Origin of the sequence: Streptomyces sp. NPDC005899 (assembly GCF_040629645.1) — a bacterium.
In the GTDB taxonomy this organism is placed as follows: Bacteria; Actinomycetota; Actinomycetes; order Streptomycetales; family Streptomycetaceae; genus Streptomyces.
In genome coordinates, this window is the sequence record NZ_JBEXWB010000001.1 from 1 (window position 1) to 16,945 (window position 16,945).

Annotated in this window: 14 protein-coding genes; 5 read left to right on the forward strand and 9 right to left on the reverse strand. The window is 67.2% G+C overall.

The features are described from left to right. Positions 1–1,031: 1,031 nt before the first annotated feature. A complete protein-coding gene (locus ABZ371_RS00005) occupies positions 1,032–2,321 on the reverse strand; it encodes a PIN domain-containing protein (protein ID WP_358672275.1) in 1,290 nt (429 codons plus the stop codon). 248 nt (positions 2,322–2,569) lie between these two features. After that, the gene (locus ABZ371_RS00010; RefSeq protein WP_358672276.1) at positions 2,570–2,857 is read right to left on the reverse strand and encodes a hypothetical protein; all 288 of its coding nucleotides are present in this window, start codon (positions 2,855–2,857) and stop codon (positions 2,570–2,572) included. A gap of 388 nt (positions 2,858–3,245) precedes the next feature. Here ABZ371_RS00010 and ABZ371_RS00015 point away from each other — a divergent pair, with 388 nt between their 5' ends. Both ABZ371_RS00015 and ABZ371_RS00020 read left to right on the forward strand, forming a co-directional pair. Beyond that, positions 3,246–3,431: a hypothetical protein gene (locus tag ABZ371_RS00015; protein ID WP_358672277.1), complete on the forward strand. Its 186-nt coding sequence runs from the start codon at positions 3,246–3,248 to the stop codon at positions 3,429–3,431. 881 nt (positions 3,432–4,312) lie between these two features. Next, positions 4,313–4,570, forward strand: a complete 258-nt coding sequence (locus ABZ371_RS00020) for a hypothetical protein (RefSeq protein WP_358672278.1) — start codon at positions 4,313–4,315, stop codon at positions 4,568–4,570. Between the two features lie 188 nt (positions 4,571–4,758). On the opposite strand, the gene ABZ371_RS00025 is transcribed toward ABZ371_RS00020, so the two are convergent. Then, the gene (locus tag ABZ371_RS00025; RefSeq protein WP_358672333.1) at positions 4,759–4,938 is read right to left on the reverse strand and encodes a winged helix DNA-binding protein; all 180 of its coding nucleotides are present in this window, start codon (positions 4,936–4,938) and stop codon (positions 4,759–4,761) included. A 203-nt stretch (positions 4,939–5,141) separates the two neighbouring features. Further along, positions 5,142–5,327 (reverse strand): hypothetical protein, encoded by a 186-nt coding sequence (locus ABZ371_RS00030; RefSeq protein WP_358672279.1) that lies wholly within the window; start codon positions 5,325–5,327, stop codon positions 5,142–5,144. Positions 5,328–5,489: 162 nt separating this feature from the next. Between ABZ371_RS00030 and ABZ371_RS00035 the strand changes: the two genes are divergently transcribed. Then, complete coding sequence (locus ABZ371_RS00035) at positions 5,490–8,012, forward strand: tetratricopeptide repeat protein (protein WP_358672280.1); 2,523 nt, start codon at positions 5,490–5,492, stop codon at positions 8,010–8,012. Between the two features lie 802 nt (positions 8,013–8,814). Here the strand turns inward: ABZ371_RS00035 and ABZ371_RS00040 are convergent. Continuing rightward, positions 8,815–11,091: a hypothetical protein gene (locus tag ABZ371_RS00040; RefSeq protein WP_358672281.1), complete on the reverse strand. Its 2,277-nt coding sequence runs from the start codon at positions 11,089–11,091 to the stop codon at positions 8,815–8,817. Between the two features lie 712 nt (positions 11,092–11,803). Here ABZ371_RS00040 and ABZ371_RS00045 point away from each other — a divergent pair. Next, a complete protein-coding gene (locus ABZ371_RS00045) occupies positions 11,804–12,952 on the forward strand; it encodes a ParA family protein (protein ID WP_358672282.1) in 1,149 nt (382 codons plus the stop codon). Further along, positions 12,949–13,977: a ParB/RepB/Spo0J family partition protein gene (locus ABZ371_RS00050; protein ID WP_358672283.1), complete on the forward strand. Its 1,029-nt coding sequence runs from the start codon at positions 12,949–12,951 to the stop codon at positions 13,975–13,977. The genes ABZ371_RS00045 and ABZ371_RS00050 overlap by 4 nt, the downstream gene beginning before the upstream one ends. Before the next feature lie 285 nt (positions 13,978–14,262). On the opposite strand, the gene ABZ371_RS00055 is transcribed toward ABZ371_RS00050, so the two are convergent. The 4 genes from ABZ371_RS00055 to ABZ371_RS00070 all read right to left on the reverse strand — a co-directional run bounded on the left by ABZ371_RS00055 (position 14,263) and on the right by ABZ371_RS00070 (position 16,756). Then, positions 14,263–14,925: a GGDEF domain-containing protein gene (locus ABZ371_RS00055; protein WP_358672284.1), complete on the reverse strand. Its 663-nt coding sequence runs from the start codon at positions 14,923–14,925 to the stop codon at positions 14,263–14,265. A gap of 94 nt (positions 14,926–15,019) precedes the next feature. Then, entirely contained in the window at positions 15,020–15,466 is a 447-nt protein-coding gene (locus ABZ371_RS00060; RefSeq protein ID WP_358672285.1) for a protein kilB, read from the reverse strand. A 19-nt stretch (positions 15,467–15,485) separates the two neighbouring features. After that, positions 15,486–15,944 carry an RRQRL motif-containing zinc-binding protein gene (locus ABZ371_RS00065; RefSeq protein WP_358672286.1) on the reverse strand — a complete coding sequence of 153 codons (459 nt, stop codon included), beginning with the start codon at positions 15,942–15,944 and terminating at the stop codon, positions 15,486–15,488. A gap of 260 nt (positions 15,945–16,204) precedes the next feature. After that, positions 16,205–16,756 carry a hypothetical protein gene (locus tag ABZ371_RS00070; protein WP_358672287.1) on the reverse strand — a complete coding sequence of 184 codons (552 nt, stop codon included), beginning with the start codon at positions 16,754–16,756 and terminating at the stop codon, positions 16,205–16,207. Positions 16,757–16,945 lie beyond the last annotated feature (189 nt).

The following is a 16,945-nucleotide window of genomic DNA, read 5'->3' on the forward strand; positions in this document are numbered from 1 at the left end:
TGGGGGTGTCCCGAACGAGGTGGGAAAGGCCCGTCCGCTGCGCTCCCGGACCGGTCCGGCTCCGCCGGACGGCTGGTTAGGTGGGAGGGGGGGTGGTCGGGACGGTCTGGGTGTTGGTGACTCAGAGTTGATGCAGCATGTTGCGTTGGCGGAACCGGGTGACACCCTGCATCAAACTTGGGACTGTGTAGGATCTGGGATCCCTCCACGCCCCCTCCCGCAGGGATTCCCCGGCTCGCCCGAGGCGTGGAGGTGACCTGAAGCCCGTTCCTGACAGACCGTCAGAAGAGTGAAGGGAATTCGAAGGGTCGCAACAATGCGCGGGATCACCATTCGTGAGCGTGCATCAATTCCTGCTCTGGCTGAACTCTGGAACCAGCCCATGACACCACCCGAGGAAATAGGGAAAGCTAAAAAGGTGAAGCATGTTTCGACGCCCGCCGGTATCCCGGCAGAATTCGGCGCGCGGGCGCGGGACGAACGGGAGCCGGGCCGGGGACACCCGGGCCGGCCCCGCACAACACCCGACCCGCCGCCAACAACGACCAGGAGCACAGACGGGTCGCACCCCAGGTCGCGGCCCGAGTCGCATCCCAGGTCGCACCCCGAGTCGCGGCCCGAGTCGTATCCCGGGTCGCATCGGGGCGACGCCCAGAAAAGGGCCGGACGGGGCGCCTGACCTGCTGGACAAGGGGCCGCCGGGCGGGCCCCGGCCGCCCCGACTACTTCCCTGGGAGGCCCTTCGCGATCCGGACCAGTCGTACCCGCCGGGTTCCGCCAGGTCCCGGAGCCGGCACACCGGCCATGCAAACGCTGCGCTCCCCGGCGTGATCATCAGCCGACCCCAGCGGGCCAGCACGCCCGGGGTTGGCTGTCGCAGTCGCGTTCTGGTTTTTGAGTCCTCGGCTGCCTGGCTTGTCTCACTCCGTTGCTGCGTGTCCTGGAGCGCCGGTCGACATTTTCGATGGTGTCCCTGTCAGCAGCCCATAAGGGTGCACGACTGCCGTGCCGGGCACAGCGCCTGGTGGTACTCAGTCCAGGGCATCCCATAGGTCATCCCCTTCGCTTTCACCCCACCCTTCCTCGGCAGCCGCCTCTGCCGCTGCGTCTGCCGCCACATCTAGAGCGATCTTGTCGTACCGTTCCTGTGCCATGAATTGCCGAATAGTCTCGGGCCGGTCCAGGTTGCGCATTGCGTGGGTGAGCAGAGCGGCTGCGGTTTCCAGCTTGCTGCTCGGCTCCAACCTCTCCAGGAGCGAACGTAGTTCTTGGGTGTAAACACTCTTGTCTGGGAGACCTACCGGCCATTCAATGCCCTCGGCGTCCGCTGGCGCCTCTGGGGCGTCAGCGCTGAGGATTCGTAGACTCGGCCCCTCCTCCACCAACGGCATCATGATGTGCGTCCTCCAGGTGCAGCAGCCCCTGCCCATCGCCGTGGCGAACATGGCTACACCGACGAACTGCCACTGGACCGTTGCTGTGCACCATTCGCGGTCTCCCAGTTGGTACCCCTTGACATCGGTCACCTGGACCGCCTTGACGTGAAGGCTTTCCTTCGAAGCCACCCAGCTATGAGCGAATTCGATCTCGCCATTCTGGCGCAGCGTCGGGAAGCCGCCGGGCCGCCCGAGAATGCGGGTGCCCCAACGAACCACGGAGGCATCTCGGATGCTGTCCCTGTAGCGCGGCAATAGCTTCTCGACCTGCTCGGGTGTGACCTCAACGGACGGAGCGAGGAGCTGCAACAGATCCGCCAGGCGGGTCAGGTGGACGAACCTGTCCCCGAGGCCCTCCACGTCTTTGTCCATCGGTGTGGGATATCCGGTACTGCCGTCCGTGAAGTCGCTGGTGTTGCCGCTGACGAAGTACACCTTCTCCTTCGGGTTGGCTCGGGCGTACTCGACAGCCGACAGCCAGATAGCCACGTCCCGAGCCCCGGTCTTGATCTCCTTCTTCAGGCCCGCCGGCGGCAGGGTATTGGCCTCCCGGTACATCCCCTGTCGAAGCGCGCCCTCAGTCGTCGGCAGGACTTCAACCAGCTCCTTCAGCCGATCGCGCCAATGCTGGCGCACGGCGTCGGGTTCGGGATCGTTGAGCGCGGGGACGTCCAAGGGAGACGCTCTCTGTAGCTGCCGCAGTGCTTGAGCCGCTTTCTCGTGGGCTTTGCCGTACTCGATGGCCAGCTGCGCCGCACGCTCCTCCAGGACCATCCACGGCACCGCGACTCGGTCACTGCCTGTCTCCCTGATAGCACGGAGCAAGTAGGCATCGCCGCTGTCGAGCTTCATGCCGCGTATCACGCAGGTGTCGAGAATGATCATTGGGCGCCTCCGGTGCCTCGAACGAGGTGTCAGGATCTCAGCAGACCGGTCGTCGGAGTAATGGTTTGGTGAGCCCCCGCCCTGACGGGCACCAGACCAAGGCGGAGGCGGCTACTGCGTCTGCCAATTCAGTGGCCTGGGCGCGGTCTCGAACGAGTCCTGCGGATGACTCATCCCCGTGGACGACGCGGTTGGGGCTGGCCGAACGCTCCGGCCGGCCCCAACGCCACCACCGCTTCCCTGGCCGGTTACTGGGAACACCTCTCCCGGTATGCCTGGAGGACGCACAGCACGAGGGACAGGATCAGGGCACCCCATCCGCCGACCCCGCCGAGGAACGAGCCGGTAGCGTCCATCGCCTCGCGCATGTTGGGTCGGTCCACCACAAGGAGGACCAGAGCGGAGGGGACAAGCCCGAACATGGCTACCGCCAGAAGCAGGGCGATCCATCGGGCGAGGACGGGCGGCGCGAGGTCCGAAGCGCCTGAGACGGGCGTGGTCGGGTCGGGCATCGAGGTGGAGTCGGGCGTCGTCATGGCGAACATGTCCTTTGAGTAGGTGCGCTCCGGGTGAGCGCGGAGCCACAGTCCGCGATCCAGGCCGCTCGTTCGAGTTCTCGCGAAAATCCGTTCCACACCCCCTCAGAGGGGCCTCTGACGGGGTGTGGAGGAGATTCGCGAACGCTTGACGAACGGGTGTCGCGAGGTGGTGGCAGCACCTTCGAGCACCGAGGGGTTAGCCCCGCAACCCCCGAGTCGAGGGGCCCCAGATTTCCGACGCGGCGACCCTCATGCAAGGTTTTCAAGCGATGATTCGTGCCGCTTGAAAACCTTGAATAGACGAGGCGGCGGCGCTACCGACGAAGTCTTCGAGCGAGTGGAACGCCCGGTACACCGACGCGAACGAACACCGAGACGCCGGTACGTGGCACTGATCGGCGGACCGCTGGACGGGCAGCGCCTCGCTGTCACCGACTGGAGCGAGCAGCAGCTGCTGGACGGCGCGGCGCTCCTCACCGAGCTCGGTGCGTACAGGCCGGGCGGGCGCGCTCACTACGAAGGACAGCCCGGCAACCCGGACCGGCTCCACTGGACCGGCCACACGCCCTGAGCCACTGTCACCCACCGACGGGCAAGCTCCGCAAGCCTCTGCCGCGCTCCACGCGGGCACTTCCACCCCGCCCATTTTGACCGTGGAGCCCGCCGAGTCTCGCTCCGCGGGTGCACGGGCGCACGGGTGCCCGTGCACGCTGAACGCGCAACCCTGTCAAGCCCCCCTGGGCCGCCGGGTCCTCCGTCCGGCATCTGTCCAGGGATCCGCTGGGATGCGTCCAGAGGGCTCGTCCATCCGCCCACCGGGCAGACCCCGGGCAGATCCCAGCGGATCGCTGGACAGATCCCCGCGGTGCAGTGCCGCAAAGTGCAGACGGCTCGGGCGCCTCCGGCCGCCCCCAGGCGAGGGCCGGGCCGAGGTGAGGGCCGGGCCGGTGATGCGGGGGCCCGCTCTCGCGTGGCGGTGCCCTGGGGCCGGGCTGGGACGCAAGGGTGGCAGCGGTTGGATACTTCGCCCTGCCCGGCCGGCGGGTGAGTGCCCGGCCCGCTGTGGCTCCGGGGCACCCCCATCCAGCTCCCGGAAGCCACAGCACCCATTGCTGCCGTGGTGAGTACCCGAGAAACTCACCACGGCAAGCACCCTCACCCGGACCCGCTCACCACGGGCAGGAAGGCCTTTGGCATCCTCTACCAGTCGTACCGGCGACCACTCCTCGCCGGTACGACAACCACCCGAGGACGGGCCGGGCCCCGGCAGACAGCGGGCACAGCGAGCGAATCTGGGCTCCCTCAGCCAACCCTTCGAGATCGGGCGGCTAGAGCGTCACGCAGAACGCCATCAGGCGTGCGTGCCATGCGCAGCAGTTTACGGATGACTTGGGCTGTCCCAGCGGACGTCCGGACAGACCCGCGCGGGGCAGTGCCGGGAGTTCAGACGGCTTGCCGCGAGGACAAGGCAGCACGGCGTACCCCTCGCGCCGCAGTCTTCTCGCCAGGGTTGTCGACCGAGCCCTGACGGGCTGGCACAGGAGCCATCCTGAGGACATGGAGGACTTCGAGTTCAACTGCTGGAAATGCTGGGAGACCAACGTCATCCAGGGCCGGCCCAAAGGATTCTGGACCACCACGCACTACGAAGTGCCCAGCGAGTGGGACTGCTGGTCATGCGGCGCCAGCAACAGCACCCCCGACGACTGACACCGGCGATCACCCGGCGGGATTCGCCGCGCCCGCACCTGTCCGCCTCGCGTGCACTGCGCAAAGTACGCACCCGCTCGGTGCGCTTCGGAGGGCCGGCGCGGGAGCATTGCGCGGATTGCGCACCCGACCGCTTACCGAATCCAGGTCATAGGAAGAACGCCGCAAGGACACAGGCGGCAGGAACGCTACCGGTGCCCGGTCCGGCTGATGAGCCCCCGGGATTCGAGCCGGGCGAGGTTGTAGAAGACCGATGCGGTGCTCGGCAGATCGACCCGCGCACCGATCTCCCGGACAGTCGGCACCTCACCGGGCTCGGTGATCCAGTCCTGGATCACCCGCAGGATCGCCGCTTGCCGGTCGGGCAGGACGCCCGGCCCGCTCGCGCCGTCCTCACCTCAAGCTGCCCCTGGCGGCGGGCGAGGCGCCTCAGCTCCACCCGGGTCGCAGGGACACCGCCGCCAGGAGCGGACCAGAACGGATGCCACTGGATCCGCACGGACAACACCAGCAGGCGTCGCCGGACTGGCGGACGAGCCCGTAGTTGGGGTCCGTCCGCCAGCCGATGCCGTTACTTGTGCTGGTCCTCTTCCTGCTCGTCCGGCTGGTCCTCGTTTCGGGCGCGGCGCAGTTCCAGGGTGATGGTGAGGGTGGTGCCGATCAAGGTGAGGAGGTCGGCGGCGATGGAGAGGGTGTCGGTCACGATGCTGCCCTTCGCTGTGGTGTCGGTGCCGCTGAGTGCGGCTGGGGCAGACACTGGCCGGGAGTTGGGTTGTCCTCACTCGTTCGGCCGAACATCGCAGGTAGATTCCGAACCGCACGGGTTGTGTCCGGGATGTCCCGGACGGTTGTGGCGAGGGGGTGCGGGGTGCCGCAGGACGGAAAGCCGGGTCGTCGGTGGAAGGATCTGAGTCCGGCGATGAGCGCTGAAGCGGTCCGGCTTGCGACGTTCTTGCGGGCCCAGGTGGATGAGTCCGGGATGTCCGTGGAGGCCGTGGGCGAGCGGATCCAGTATTCGAAGTCGACCGTCAGCGAGAATCTCAGCGGCAAAATTCCCACGCAGAAGTTCATCACCTCCTTGGTCGAGGCCACGGTCCGTGCTGACTTGAGGGAGCGGCGGCAGGCCGAGGCCGAGCAGTTGCGGCATGCGGCATTGCACCCTCCGAGGACGCACACGGGTCCCGGGCGGCGCGGGAACGGTGAGCGGCCGGGCATGGGGCACACGGCGTCAGCGGGTCTGCTCGACATCGCCGCGCTGCAGGCGAGGCACATCGAGACGTATGAGTCGTTGACCAAGGCGCTGTCCCAGCGCGATGAGCTGCGGGAGACCGCGGCGAAGTCGCAGCAGCTGGCCATGGTCCTGTACGGGATGATCGGCACGCTGCAGGACCGGGTGACGCGCCTGACCGAGGACCGTGACCGTCTGGCGCAGTCCGCCGGCGAGCAGCTCGCCGCAGGTGCGCGGGCGGAAGAGACGGAGCGCAAGCTCGCTCGCGCTCTCGAGCAGAAGACGCGGGCCAACAGTGAGTTGGACCGGGCGAAGCAGAAGCAGCGTGAGGCAGAGAGTCTTTCCGCTCGCCTGCAAGAGAAGATCGACCGGCTCACCGGAGAGCTCAAGGACCTGCGGGCGCAAGGGGCCTCGGCCGACGAACCACTGCCCGAGGTGGTGTCCACGCCTGCCGCGGCGTCGGCGGATCCAGAGGATCCGGAGGGCGACGACATCGAGGCGGCGCTCGTGCGCGCGGAAGTCGTCAACGACACCGATGCCAGCGTCGTCGACCGGATCGCCACCGAACTCACCCGGGAGCAGGAGCCGGATCCGCCCTCGGTGGTTGTCCCGGACAATGCCTCTACCAGCCCGAACGTGGCGAACACGCTCTGGGAGGTGTTCCACATCGCAGCGCAGCGCTGTGGCAAGGCCGGAATGACCCATGAAGCGGTCTGCCTGGCAACCCTCGCTGTGCGGTGGGCCGGTCGTGAGCTAGGCCCCGACCATGCCGAGGCTCTGACCACACGGGATACGCAGGCCTGGTGGATCGCCAGGGATGGTGATCCGGCCGCCGCCCGGGACCTCTACGCCACACTCGTCCAGGACCGTGCTCGGGTTCTGGGAGCTGACCACCCCGAAACACTGGACGATCACGACGACCATGCCTGGTGCACCGGACAGGCTGGTGACCCCGCCACCGCATGTCAGCTCTACGTGCCCGTCCTGGACTCCCTCACCCGTGTCCTCGGGGCCGAGCACAAGAACACGCTCAATGCCCGGGGATGGTGGGCCGAGTACACCGGTCAGGCTGGGGACCCGGGCGGCGCCCGTGACCTCTACGCGCAGCTGGTCAAGGACCGTGCCCGCGTTCAGGGGCCTGGCCACGCAGACACCCTCACCTCACGTCACCACCACGCGCGGTGGACAGGGGAGGCAGGTAATGAGACGGAGGCGCGTGACCTCTACGCCAGCCTCGTTGAGAATCGCACTCGCGTTCTCGGCCCTGATCACCGCGACACCCTCGCCAGCCGCGCCAGTCACGCCCACCGCACCGGTCAAGCCGGCAGACCTGTGGCCGCACGCGACCTGTACGCCCCGCTCATCGGCGATTTCTCTCGCATCCTGGGGCCCGTCCACGCGGCAACTCTTACGGCACGTCACAACCACGCCCACTGCACCGGCCTGGCCGGTGACCCGGCCGCGGCACGCGACCTCTACACCCAGCTCATCGAGGACCGCACCCGCATCCTGGGCGCCGATCACCCCGACACCCTCACCACACGCCACAACCACGCCCACTGCATGAACGAGGCCGGCGACCCCGCCGGCGCCCGCGATCTCTACATCTCGATCAGCCAAGACCGCACGCGCGTCCTCGGACACACCCACCCCTCCACACTCACCACACGCCACAACCACGCCCACTGCGCCGGCCTGGCCGGTGACCCCGCCGCCGCGTGGGCCTCTTTCAACCTGATAGCCCGCGACCGCCTGGTGACGCTCGGCCCGAACAACCCCCTCACCCTCCTTACCCAAGCGATGTCCGCGTACTGGCTGAGGAAGGCCGGCGAGCCTGCTACCGCCCGCGCTCTCTACGCCCAGCTCCTCAAGGACCGCACCCGGGTCCTGGGGCCCGAACACGCTGACACGCTCTCCACACGCCACGATCACGCCCAATGCGTGAAAGAGGCCGGTGAGCCTGAAGCGGCACGCGACCTCTACACCCAGCTCATCGAAGACCGCACCCGCATCCTGGGCGCCGATCACCCCGACACCCTCACCACACGCCACAACCACGCTCACTGCACCGGCCTGGCCGGCTACCCGGCCACCGCCCGAAATCTTTCGGCGGACGTAGCAGCTGATTGTGCTCGCGCCCTCGGCTCCGAACACCCCAGCACCCTCCGCAGCCGCAAAGCGCAGCTCCACTGGAGCCGCCAAGCCGGAGACTGAAACCCCGCGCCCATATCGATATCGATCACCAGGCCAACGAGGCGCTGCCCGCCAGATCACCGACGGCGGACAGCGACCACAGACACGACCAGGGCCACCCCGCCGACCAGGAATCCGCCCCTGGTCAAAGCGGCCGTCAGCGGGTTCATGACGCCAGGCCGGACCCAGACGAGAACGCTGGCCCCCGCGCACAGCAGCCCCACGACAGCGATCCCGCCCATCAACCTCTCGCCTGGTGACAGCGACCCACCCGCCCATAGACACCCATGATCAGCGCCAAACCACCAGCCCCTGGACCGGCACGACCGACTCTCACCGCCACCGACACCAAACCGAGAGATCGCAGCGGACAAGGCGCGGGGCAGCAGACTGCTGGCAAGGCTGGAGGCGCCTGTGACGTCCTCCAATAGCCGCATGGTGTGGCGCAGGGCGTTCGCCAAGGCCGGATCGCGGACAAGACCCTCCGGCAGGCATTCGCCCACGGCCGGCCCGCGCATCACTCCAATCCCCCCGCACAGTAACGTCGTCGCAGGCCAAAGGGGAGGCCGCACGCACGGCAGGAGGAACGCCACCGGTGGCCGGTCCGGCTGATGAGCCTCAGGACTTCGAGCCGGTCGAGCGGATAGGCAACCAATTTGGTGCTCAACAAGGCAACCACACCCCGCTCCCCCCGGACCGTGGGCGCCTCACCCTGCTCGGTGATCCACGCTGACGTCATGCAGCAGCGTAGAAGAGCCCGTAGCCCTCTGAGTACGTCCGGCTCTGTGGGACTGCGGGCCCTCGCCCGCGTAGAGACGGTTTCCTACCCAGCCCTGCGGGAAGCGTGGTGTGCGCAACTGTGGTTTCTCGGCGCTGGGATGATCCTGGTGGCTGGGTGCGGCAGGAGAGGCAGCGACCATGCCTCCCGAATCGCAGAGATCAGTGGGCGTGCACTGTAGGGGGACAGGCCGAGTTCCTGTCTGGCTTCCGCGAGGAGCTCTGGGTCACCGTTCGCCCCAAGTGCTTCCGCAGCCTGTCTGCGACGGTCGAATCCTTCGTTGCCGAAGATTTCTAGCAGGGTGAGGGAGAAGTAGGCGTAGGCAGCCGCTTCGTCGATCAGTTGCCGTGCGGTGTCGGGCAGCGCGGGGTGGGGGGCCCTGCAGAGCTCTTCGGGTGAGTGAATGGCGAAATGTTCGAGCGCGAACTGAACCTCGTGTTCAGTGCATGGGCACGCACCCCTGAGGTGAGCTCCGAGAGTTCGGAACGCGTTGAGGATTTCGTGAGTGTCGGGCGTCCATTGCTGCTTGCTGAGCAAGGTGCGAAACCCTGCCAGCGTCTCGGCCAGCTCTTGGAGCACCAAGCCGCGGGAGATATCGATGAGTTCATCGGACTGGGTCTTTTCTCGGGTCTCCATGATGTGCCGGCCGTAGCGCAGCAGGTCTCGGGGGATCCCTCCTGACAAAATGTGGGCCAGCATCACGTAGGGATCGGAGAGCCCGGGCGCCCGCCGGGCAAGCATGGCTCGGGCTTCGAACAGCGTGGTGGGCTGCACGTAGACGACGTCGTCGAGGGAGCTGTCGGTCACGTCTCGATGAGGTAGTCCGCGACGCACGAACGCTGCACCGACATCTTCGGCCACCGAGATCAAGTAGTGCACGTGAGGAACACCGAGGACGGCTTTGACCTCGCTGAGAAATGCAAGCGCTTGGACGTCCGACCCGAGGCGGTCTACCTCGTCGATCGCGATCACGACCTTGCCGCCTCGCCTCTTGAGGGTTCCTGCAATGCTTCCTAGCACCTCTCGGAAGTCAGAGACCAGTTCCGGGAAGTTCGGCGGTATTGTGGAGATTGAGGTGCTGTGGGTTGTGCCTAACGTCAGCATTTGGGAAGCACCCGTAGTCATGGCTGCGGTGGACATCTGTGTGGTCTGCAGCCGGTACAGGTGGTTACGGCACTGCGTTACGAGCGCTGGCTCGGCAGGGCGCGGTTCCCAGGCCCCCGCCCTCATCAGGGCTAGGCCCAGTAGAGCCATTGCTGCGCGCAGGGGGTTCTCTTCTTCGGCGAGAACGGTCTGCGTCTGCGGGTTGCGTAACAGAGAAATTAGCAGGATGAACAGCATCGTGCCGCCGATCGCTGGGCAGTACTTCCGTGCGGCGTCTCGCAGGAAGCCAGCGGGGATCCGCCAGCTCTGCTCGACCGCCCATTTGCACAGAAGCCACACCGCGAAGTAGAACAGCAAGATTCCTAGGATTCCTGGAGACAGCCCTGTCAGTCGCTGTCGCACATCCTTGTCGACGAGAGCCCAGGCCGCACTCCCTACCAGAAGTAGTAGGCCAGCGGTCGTAATAGCGGCCAGAACGAGGCGCCCGAAGTAGTTCCACTGCGTCGCCCGCCGTAACCGCCACCAGACGGCACCAACAAGAAGCAGCGATACAGCTGTACCTGCCGCACCGCCATTCCAGGTGTCGCTAGCCAACCTACCCAGCGCTTGCACATGCTGCGTGGCACGTGCAACCACTTCCTCGGTGCGCGATTTCGATACAGAGCGGGTCGCAGCGGCAGAACCCATAACCACAAGCGCCAGCGCAGGAACAGCAAAAGCCGCCCACTTGAGCGCTCTCTTGCATCGTGTCCAGGCGCGTCGTAGGGCTCTGCGCACATTGGACAGATGTGTGACTTCGGGGACCTCGTACCCTTCGTGCTTGATGTAGCTCTCACACAGCTGGACCGACAGGGAGAGAAGGAAGTCATGCGGAGCGTAGGTTGCTGGAGCCTGCGCAAGCATGCCGAAGTCAGCGTCTTCAACAGAGCTCTCCAGGAGCGTGGTCTTGCCCGCTCCGCGTGGCCCACAGACGGCGATGGTTCCAGCTTCGATCTGTGCGATCTTCCGCTTCAGAAGTTGGGCTGCCGTGCTCTCGACGACGTAGCCCCGCTCCCGTGGAGAGCGCAAGCCGTCGTAGCTTTCCGGCGCCAATAGCGAATCAGGATCGTCTCCCAGCAGGGTGCGAATCGCCCTGTCAACGACTGGGGCCATGCCGTAGGTACGTAGATCCCGGCCCCAGCCCGCCGCCATGAGCCCGAGCCGGACGCGGAAGGTCAACGTCCCAAGGGCCAGCCATCCGAACCGTAGGCAGCGCCGTGTGTTCCTCCAGGCTGCCAAGCCGCGCCTGTGGAGCAGTAGCAACATCCCCGCAGTTGCCGTCACTAAGACGACGAGCGCTAAGAATCCCCATAGGGCTGATACCGCAAGCGTTACGAGTGCCACAGCCAGGCAAGCTGCCCAAGTGGCCCCTGTTGTGTTCGCTGCGGCAGCGTTTCGACGGTCCTGAGTTTCGGAGTGAGTGTCTTCTGCCTCTCGAGCGGCACTCAGCGACTCATGACACGCCGCATGGACTCGCTCAACGCTCGACCTGATCAGCATGTGCCGTCGGACCGTGCCGGCGGTTACGCCATCACGCTTGCCTAGCAGCCGTGCCGTCCTCGGATCCGCCAGGGTCGACTCCAGACAACGCGTGTAGATCTCCTGCAAATCAGCTACAACAAAGTCGCCTAGGTATGCCCACCGGGCCTTCCACTGCCCAAGCACTGCCACACAAACCTCCCCAAGAGCAAGACCCGGATGCTAGCGCTCGGCAGAGAGGTGAGCCCTCGCTTCGCGCAGTTACACCGCCTCAGATTCCGGTCGCCAGGGTCGTCATGGTGGTTGCTGAGTCGACTCTCTGCCCTACCGACTGACGTCGGCCTGGATGCCTGGAGAGGAAGTAGCGCGCCGACTAGGGCAGCACGACGGTGACCTAGTAATGTTCGGCCACATGAGCATCCCCACCCCGAGGGGGGAGCGAGAGAAGCTAATTACTGCTCTCACCCCCCAGCTGCGCAGGCACTTGAAAATCCGTGCGTTCGAGCACGGAATGGACATCCAGGACGCCACCGAGCACGCGATCAACGCCTGGTACTCGGCGGACGCCCTGCCCGAAATCAAGACCGACGGCGCGAAGACCTGGGGCACCTTCCTCCCTGTCGGAGGCCCAGACAAGTTCAAGGCCGCCTGCTCGGAACGCGGTGTCACCTACGTTCAAGGTCTGGCGCAGGCCCTCACCCTGTGGCTCGACAACCACCCCTCACCTACCAGCCCCTTGGTGGCTCAGCCGGTGGTGCGAGTGATAGTGGCCAACCAGAAGGGCGGCGTCGGGAAGACCTTCATCTCCTCCGGCATCGCGCAGGCCCTCGCGGAGGCCGGCCACCGGGTTCTGATCGTTGACTACGATCCGCAGGGGCACCTCACCGCGGAGTTGGGCTTCGAGGACGTCATGTACGAGGACGACGTCGAGACGCTCCTCATGCACATGGACGGCACAGCCAAGGGACACATCGGCGACCTTCTCGTCGCGCTGGACCAGAAGCGCTTCGGAGAGCGTCTCCATCTCCTGCCGGCGTCCGACGACGCGTTCCTCCGGGACGTGGCCCTCTCGAAGGTCTCGTTCAGCGAGGCCGCCCTGGAGCGCGCGCTGGAGCCGCTGGAGGCCGACTACGACGTCATCATCATCGACGGTCCGCCCAGTCTCGGCCTGAACATGGACACGGCTCTGTACTACGTGCGGCGCCGTGACGGTGAACTCGCCGACCGTTCGGGGGTTATCACCCCTGTGTGGGCGAACAAGGCGTCGCACAGGGCCTTCCGTCTACTGAAGAGCCAGAAAGAGGACCTCTGTCGCAAGGGCCGGATCCAGGTGGACTACCTCGGTCTCGTCGTCAACGCATACGACAGCCGCCGCGGCAAGCTCGTCCAGGAGAACAAGGACCAGTGGGAACTGAGCAGCTCCCCCGGGGTGCTGGCTGTGATCGGTGACCTCAAGGAGGGGCGCGAGGCGGCGGACGGCGAAATCCCTCTGCTGGAATACGCCCCAAACAGCGAGCATGCTCAGGCGATGCGTGATCTGGCGAAGGAACTGGCGGTATGAGCGAGAACAAGCGGCAGCGCATCACGCGCGGCTTCAGCATGGATGAGGACGGCCAGGACTCGGGAAAACCCGCGCCGCGGCGTGTCCGGACCCGCCAGCAGATCATCAACGGTGAGGGGAAGCGCCCGCCGGCTGCTGTACCCCTAGCGCAGCTCGCGCACAATCCCTTCAACCCCCGTGAGCAACTCACCGAGCTCGAGGAGACCGCTGAATCCCTTACGGCAAGGGGGCAGGTCCAGCCGGTCGCCGTGGTGCGGCGTGCTGCGTTTCTGGCCACGCACCCAGGCCTGGAGGAGCAGCTCGGGACGGCCGAGTACGTCGTCATCGATGGTAATCGGCGTCTCGCTGCTGCTGGGTTGGCTGGGCTGGCGGAGCTGCGGATCGATGTGAATGACGATCTCGCTGCGAGTGCTGCGGACATGCTGGAGGGGGCGCTGATCGCAAACGTGCATCGCGTGGACGTGCCGCCGTTGGATCAAGCGCAGGCGATCCAGGAGCTTGTGCGTGTGCACGGGTCCCAGGGCAAGGTGGCGAAGCGGCTCGGTAAGACTGCGGCATGGGTCTCGCAGCGTCTGGCTCTTTTGGAGCTCACCCCGGAGCTGCAGGAGAAGGTGGAAGCTGGCGAGTTGAGGGTGGAACCGGCTCGTCGTATTGGCCGTCTGCCGAAGGAGGAGCAGGCCGCAGCAGCTGCAGAAACCATTAACGCCGTTAATGCCCCGCGCCAGCGTTCGCCCAGGCGGGTCCTGGCGCAGAGGGAGAACGGTGGCACCGTTAACGCCGTTAATACCTCAAGGGCGAGAACGGAGGATGCGAGCAGCGCCTCTGCAACCGTTAACGGCGTTAACGGTCAGGGCGCGGATCCTGCTCAAGCTCAGCTGGTATTGCCCCCTTCCGCTACGCCATCTGAGGTGGTGGATGCTCTGGTCGCCCACCTGTCGGTGCCGGAGTTGACCGCGGTCACGGAGCTGCTCGTCGACAGGATCGGCCACGAACAGGCTCTGGTGACTCAGGACTCCACCGGGTAACGGTGCCCAACGCAAAAAAGCGGCCCCCGCTCCGGGTATGTCCCGGGCGGGGGCCGCTGCATGGTCAGGCGTGGTTGTCGTGTTTGCGTCGGCGTGACTGGGCGTCGGACACGCACCGGGTCTCGCGCAGATGTTGGGCATTCCAGTCTTCGGCGCAGATCTTGTGGACTGCTTCCCCGGCGTGAGAGCGCAGTGGTGTGGGTTTGTGGCAGAGGGCGCAGGGGGCGTCGCGGCGGAAGTGCAGGGTGTCGCGCCAGTCGAGCAGTAGCGGTTGCCCGGGGGTGGTCATGGCCGGGTGGTGGTGCGTGCGGCGGTGCCGGGTCGGCCTTCGCGACGTCCGTTGACGCTGGGCGCCTGGGCGTGATCGGGGCGGGCCTGGATGATGGCACCGGTGTGCTTGCCCTGGTACATCGCTGTGTCGGCTGCGCGCATCAGGGTCGGCAGGTCGGTGCTGGTGACGGCGGCCGGGGTGGCGGCTCCGAGGGAGACGGCCAGCGGCAGCAGCCTCCCCTCGTAGAGGACGGGCCGGGTCATGAGCCGGGCGAGGTGCTCCAGACGCAGCTTCTGGTGGCGGGGTTGGATGCGGGCCAGGGCGGCGAATTCGTCGCCGCCGAGTCGGCCCGCGACACCTCGGGGCCCGGCCCATTCGGTCAGGCGGGTGCCGATCGCGGCGAGCGCGGTATCCCCTGCCGCATGCCCGTGCCGGTCATTGAGTTCCTTGAAGTGGTCGGCGTCCGCGAGGACAAGGACTACCTCGTCGGCGTGGCGCTCCAGAAGTCGGCGGGCGCGGGTGGTGAAGGCTTCGCGGCGCCAGGTGGTGGTGAGGGGGTCGCGGTGAGCGGCGGTGAGGCGTCGGTGCAGGACGGTGGTGTGCAGGGTCCAGCCGGCCAGCGGTACGACAGCCGCGGTGATGTGCAGGGCCTTACGCGGTAACAGGGCCGTGGTCATAATGGTGGCTTCCTTCTCATTTCAGGTATGGGTCGGAAAAGCCCGGGGCTGCCGTCTGTAGCGGCGGCCCCGGGCGCTTGTGTCTGTGGGTCAGTCAGGCGGTGAGCGTGGTTCCTGCGGCTGCGATGAGGTCGTCGGCGGTGCGGATCGCGTGCTCGCGGGCCGTGTGCAGCGCGGTGTCGTGGTCGGCGTCCCGCATGGCGTAGACGGCGGCTGCGGCGGCTTGGGCGGTTGGGGCGAGGGCGGGCAGCAGGATTCGTACGCGCAGGAGCGGTCCGGTGATCGCGGAGCGGGTGAGGTGGGAGGCGGCCCGGGCATCGGTCCAGTCCTCGCCACGCAGGCGGAGGTCTTCGCGGATCCACATGGTACGGCGGTGATCCGCGAGTGCGGTCGCCAGGTCGGTGACGGCGGCCAGGCCCTGGGTGCGGCGGGCAGCGGCTTCGGCTGTGGCGCGCTGTGCGCGCTGGCTGAGGTGCTGGAGGGTTCCGGTCAGGAGGGATCCGGCGAGGGTGCCGAGAACGGCGAGGACAGCGGTTAACACGGGGCGGTGTCCCTTCGGGTCAGGCGGCCAGACGGTGCGTGGCCGCGGGTTCGATGTAGCTGTGAGGGTCGGCGGGGGTGCCGTCGTGGCACTCCAGGCACGAACCGATGGTTCGAAGCGGCAGGCAGAAGTGGTACCTGCGCAGACACCGGGGGCACGTGGTCCGTTTGGCCATGGCCCGGTCGAGTGCGGCTTCCTTGGCGAGGGTCATGGGTCGGACGGGTAGGGCGAGGTCGATGCGGTAGAGGTAGGCCATGCGCGTACAGGTGCGGGCTGGCTTCGTCAGGCAGGCGCGGCATCGCAGTTGCGCGACCGGGTCGTGTCCGCCTGGCCGCAGGCCGAGCGCGCGCAGCTGGCGGCGGGTGGCCAGCCCGTTCGGGGAGGCCTGCCAGTCGAAGGTCTCGATGGCCGCCGACGGCGGTTGGGCGTACGGGTTGATGTCGATTACAGCGGTCTTCGGGCCGCTGCTCACGCTCATGACTCGCTCCGGGTGCCGGGCGGGCGGTGGTGGGGCGGGAGCGGGTGGCGGGGGCCGGGCAGGATCGGCCGGGGGCGGCCGGTGTGTTTGGAGGGGCGCGGGGCAGGAAGCATGACGATCACTCCTGTGAGCAGGGGTGAAGAGGGCGCGCCGGAAGCCTGGGGAGGTCGAGGGCGCGCCCTTTTTGTTGCCGGGTGGCGGTGGGGCGGGAGCGGGGGCAGGACCGGGTGGTCCGGCTGTGGTGGGGCTGGGGCGGTCGGTCAGAACGGGGGGCGGTCGTCGAGGACGCTGGTGTGCCGGGTGTCGGTGAGTGAGGCGCGGCGGATCTTCAGGCGCCAGTCGCAGGGGGCGGGAGTGCCGGGCGGGGTGTCGAGTTCGTCCAGCAGGACGATCAGCGCGTCTTCGTCGGGCGGTTCGATGCTGGTGTAGGTGCCGCACTCGCAGGGGGCGGTGAGGGTGACGAGGTGGGCCAGGTCGCCGTCTTCGTCGTGGCCGATCTGGGTGAGGCTGTAGTGCAGCCACCAGGCGTGGGTGTTGTCGGTGCTGCCGAGGTGCGCGACGGCGGCGGCGCCCAGGCCCTGTTCGTGCAGCGGTGGGTAGCCGTGCCAGAGGCCGGCGGGCACGACCGCGTACAGGGTGGTGGGGAACAGCCAGGCGAGGGTGGCGTCGGCCTGGACCGCGGCGTGCCGGGCTGCCTTGTCGCCCGCCCGGTACGGGCTGGGGAAGTCGAGGGACTGCAGCCGGTGGTGCAGAGCGATGACCGGGGCTGGCAACGAGTCCGTGAGCGCGGTGGGTGTGGTGGTGTCGGGCATGGCGGGATCTCCTCGTGCAGGGCGGGCGGGTGGTAGGCCGGTCGGCCTGGTCCGTCACCGGATGCTGGGTTCGGGGGCGGGGCGGGGCGGCCGGGGACACGGAGAGGGGGCCCCCCGGGGGGGGGCCCGCTACGGGGGGGGGGGTGGTTGGGAGGGGGGGGGGTTTGGGGGGGGTTGAAAAGGCGTGGG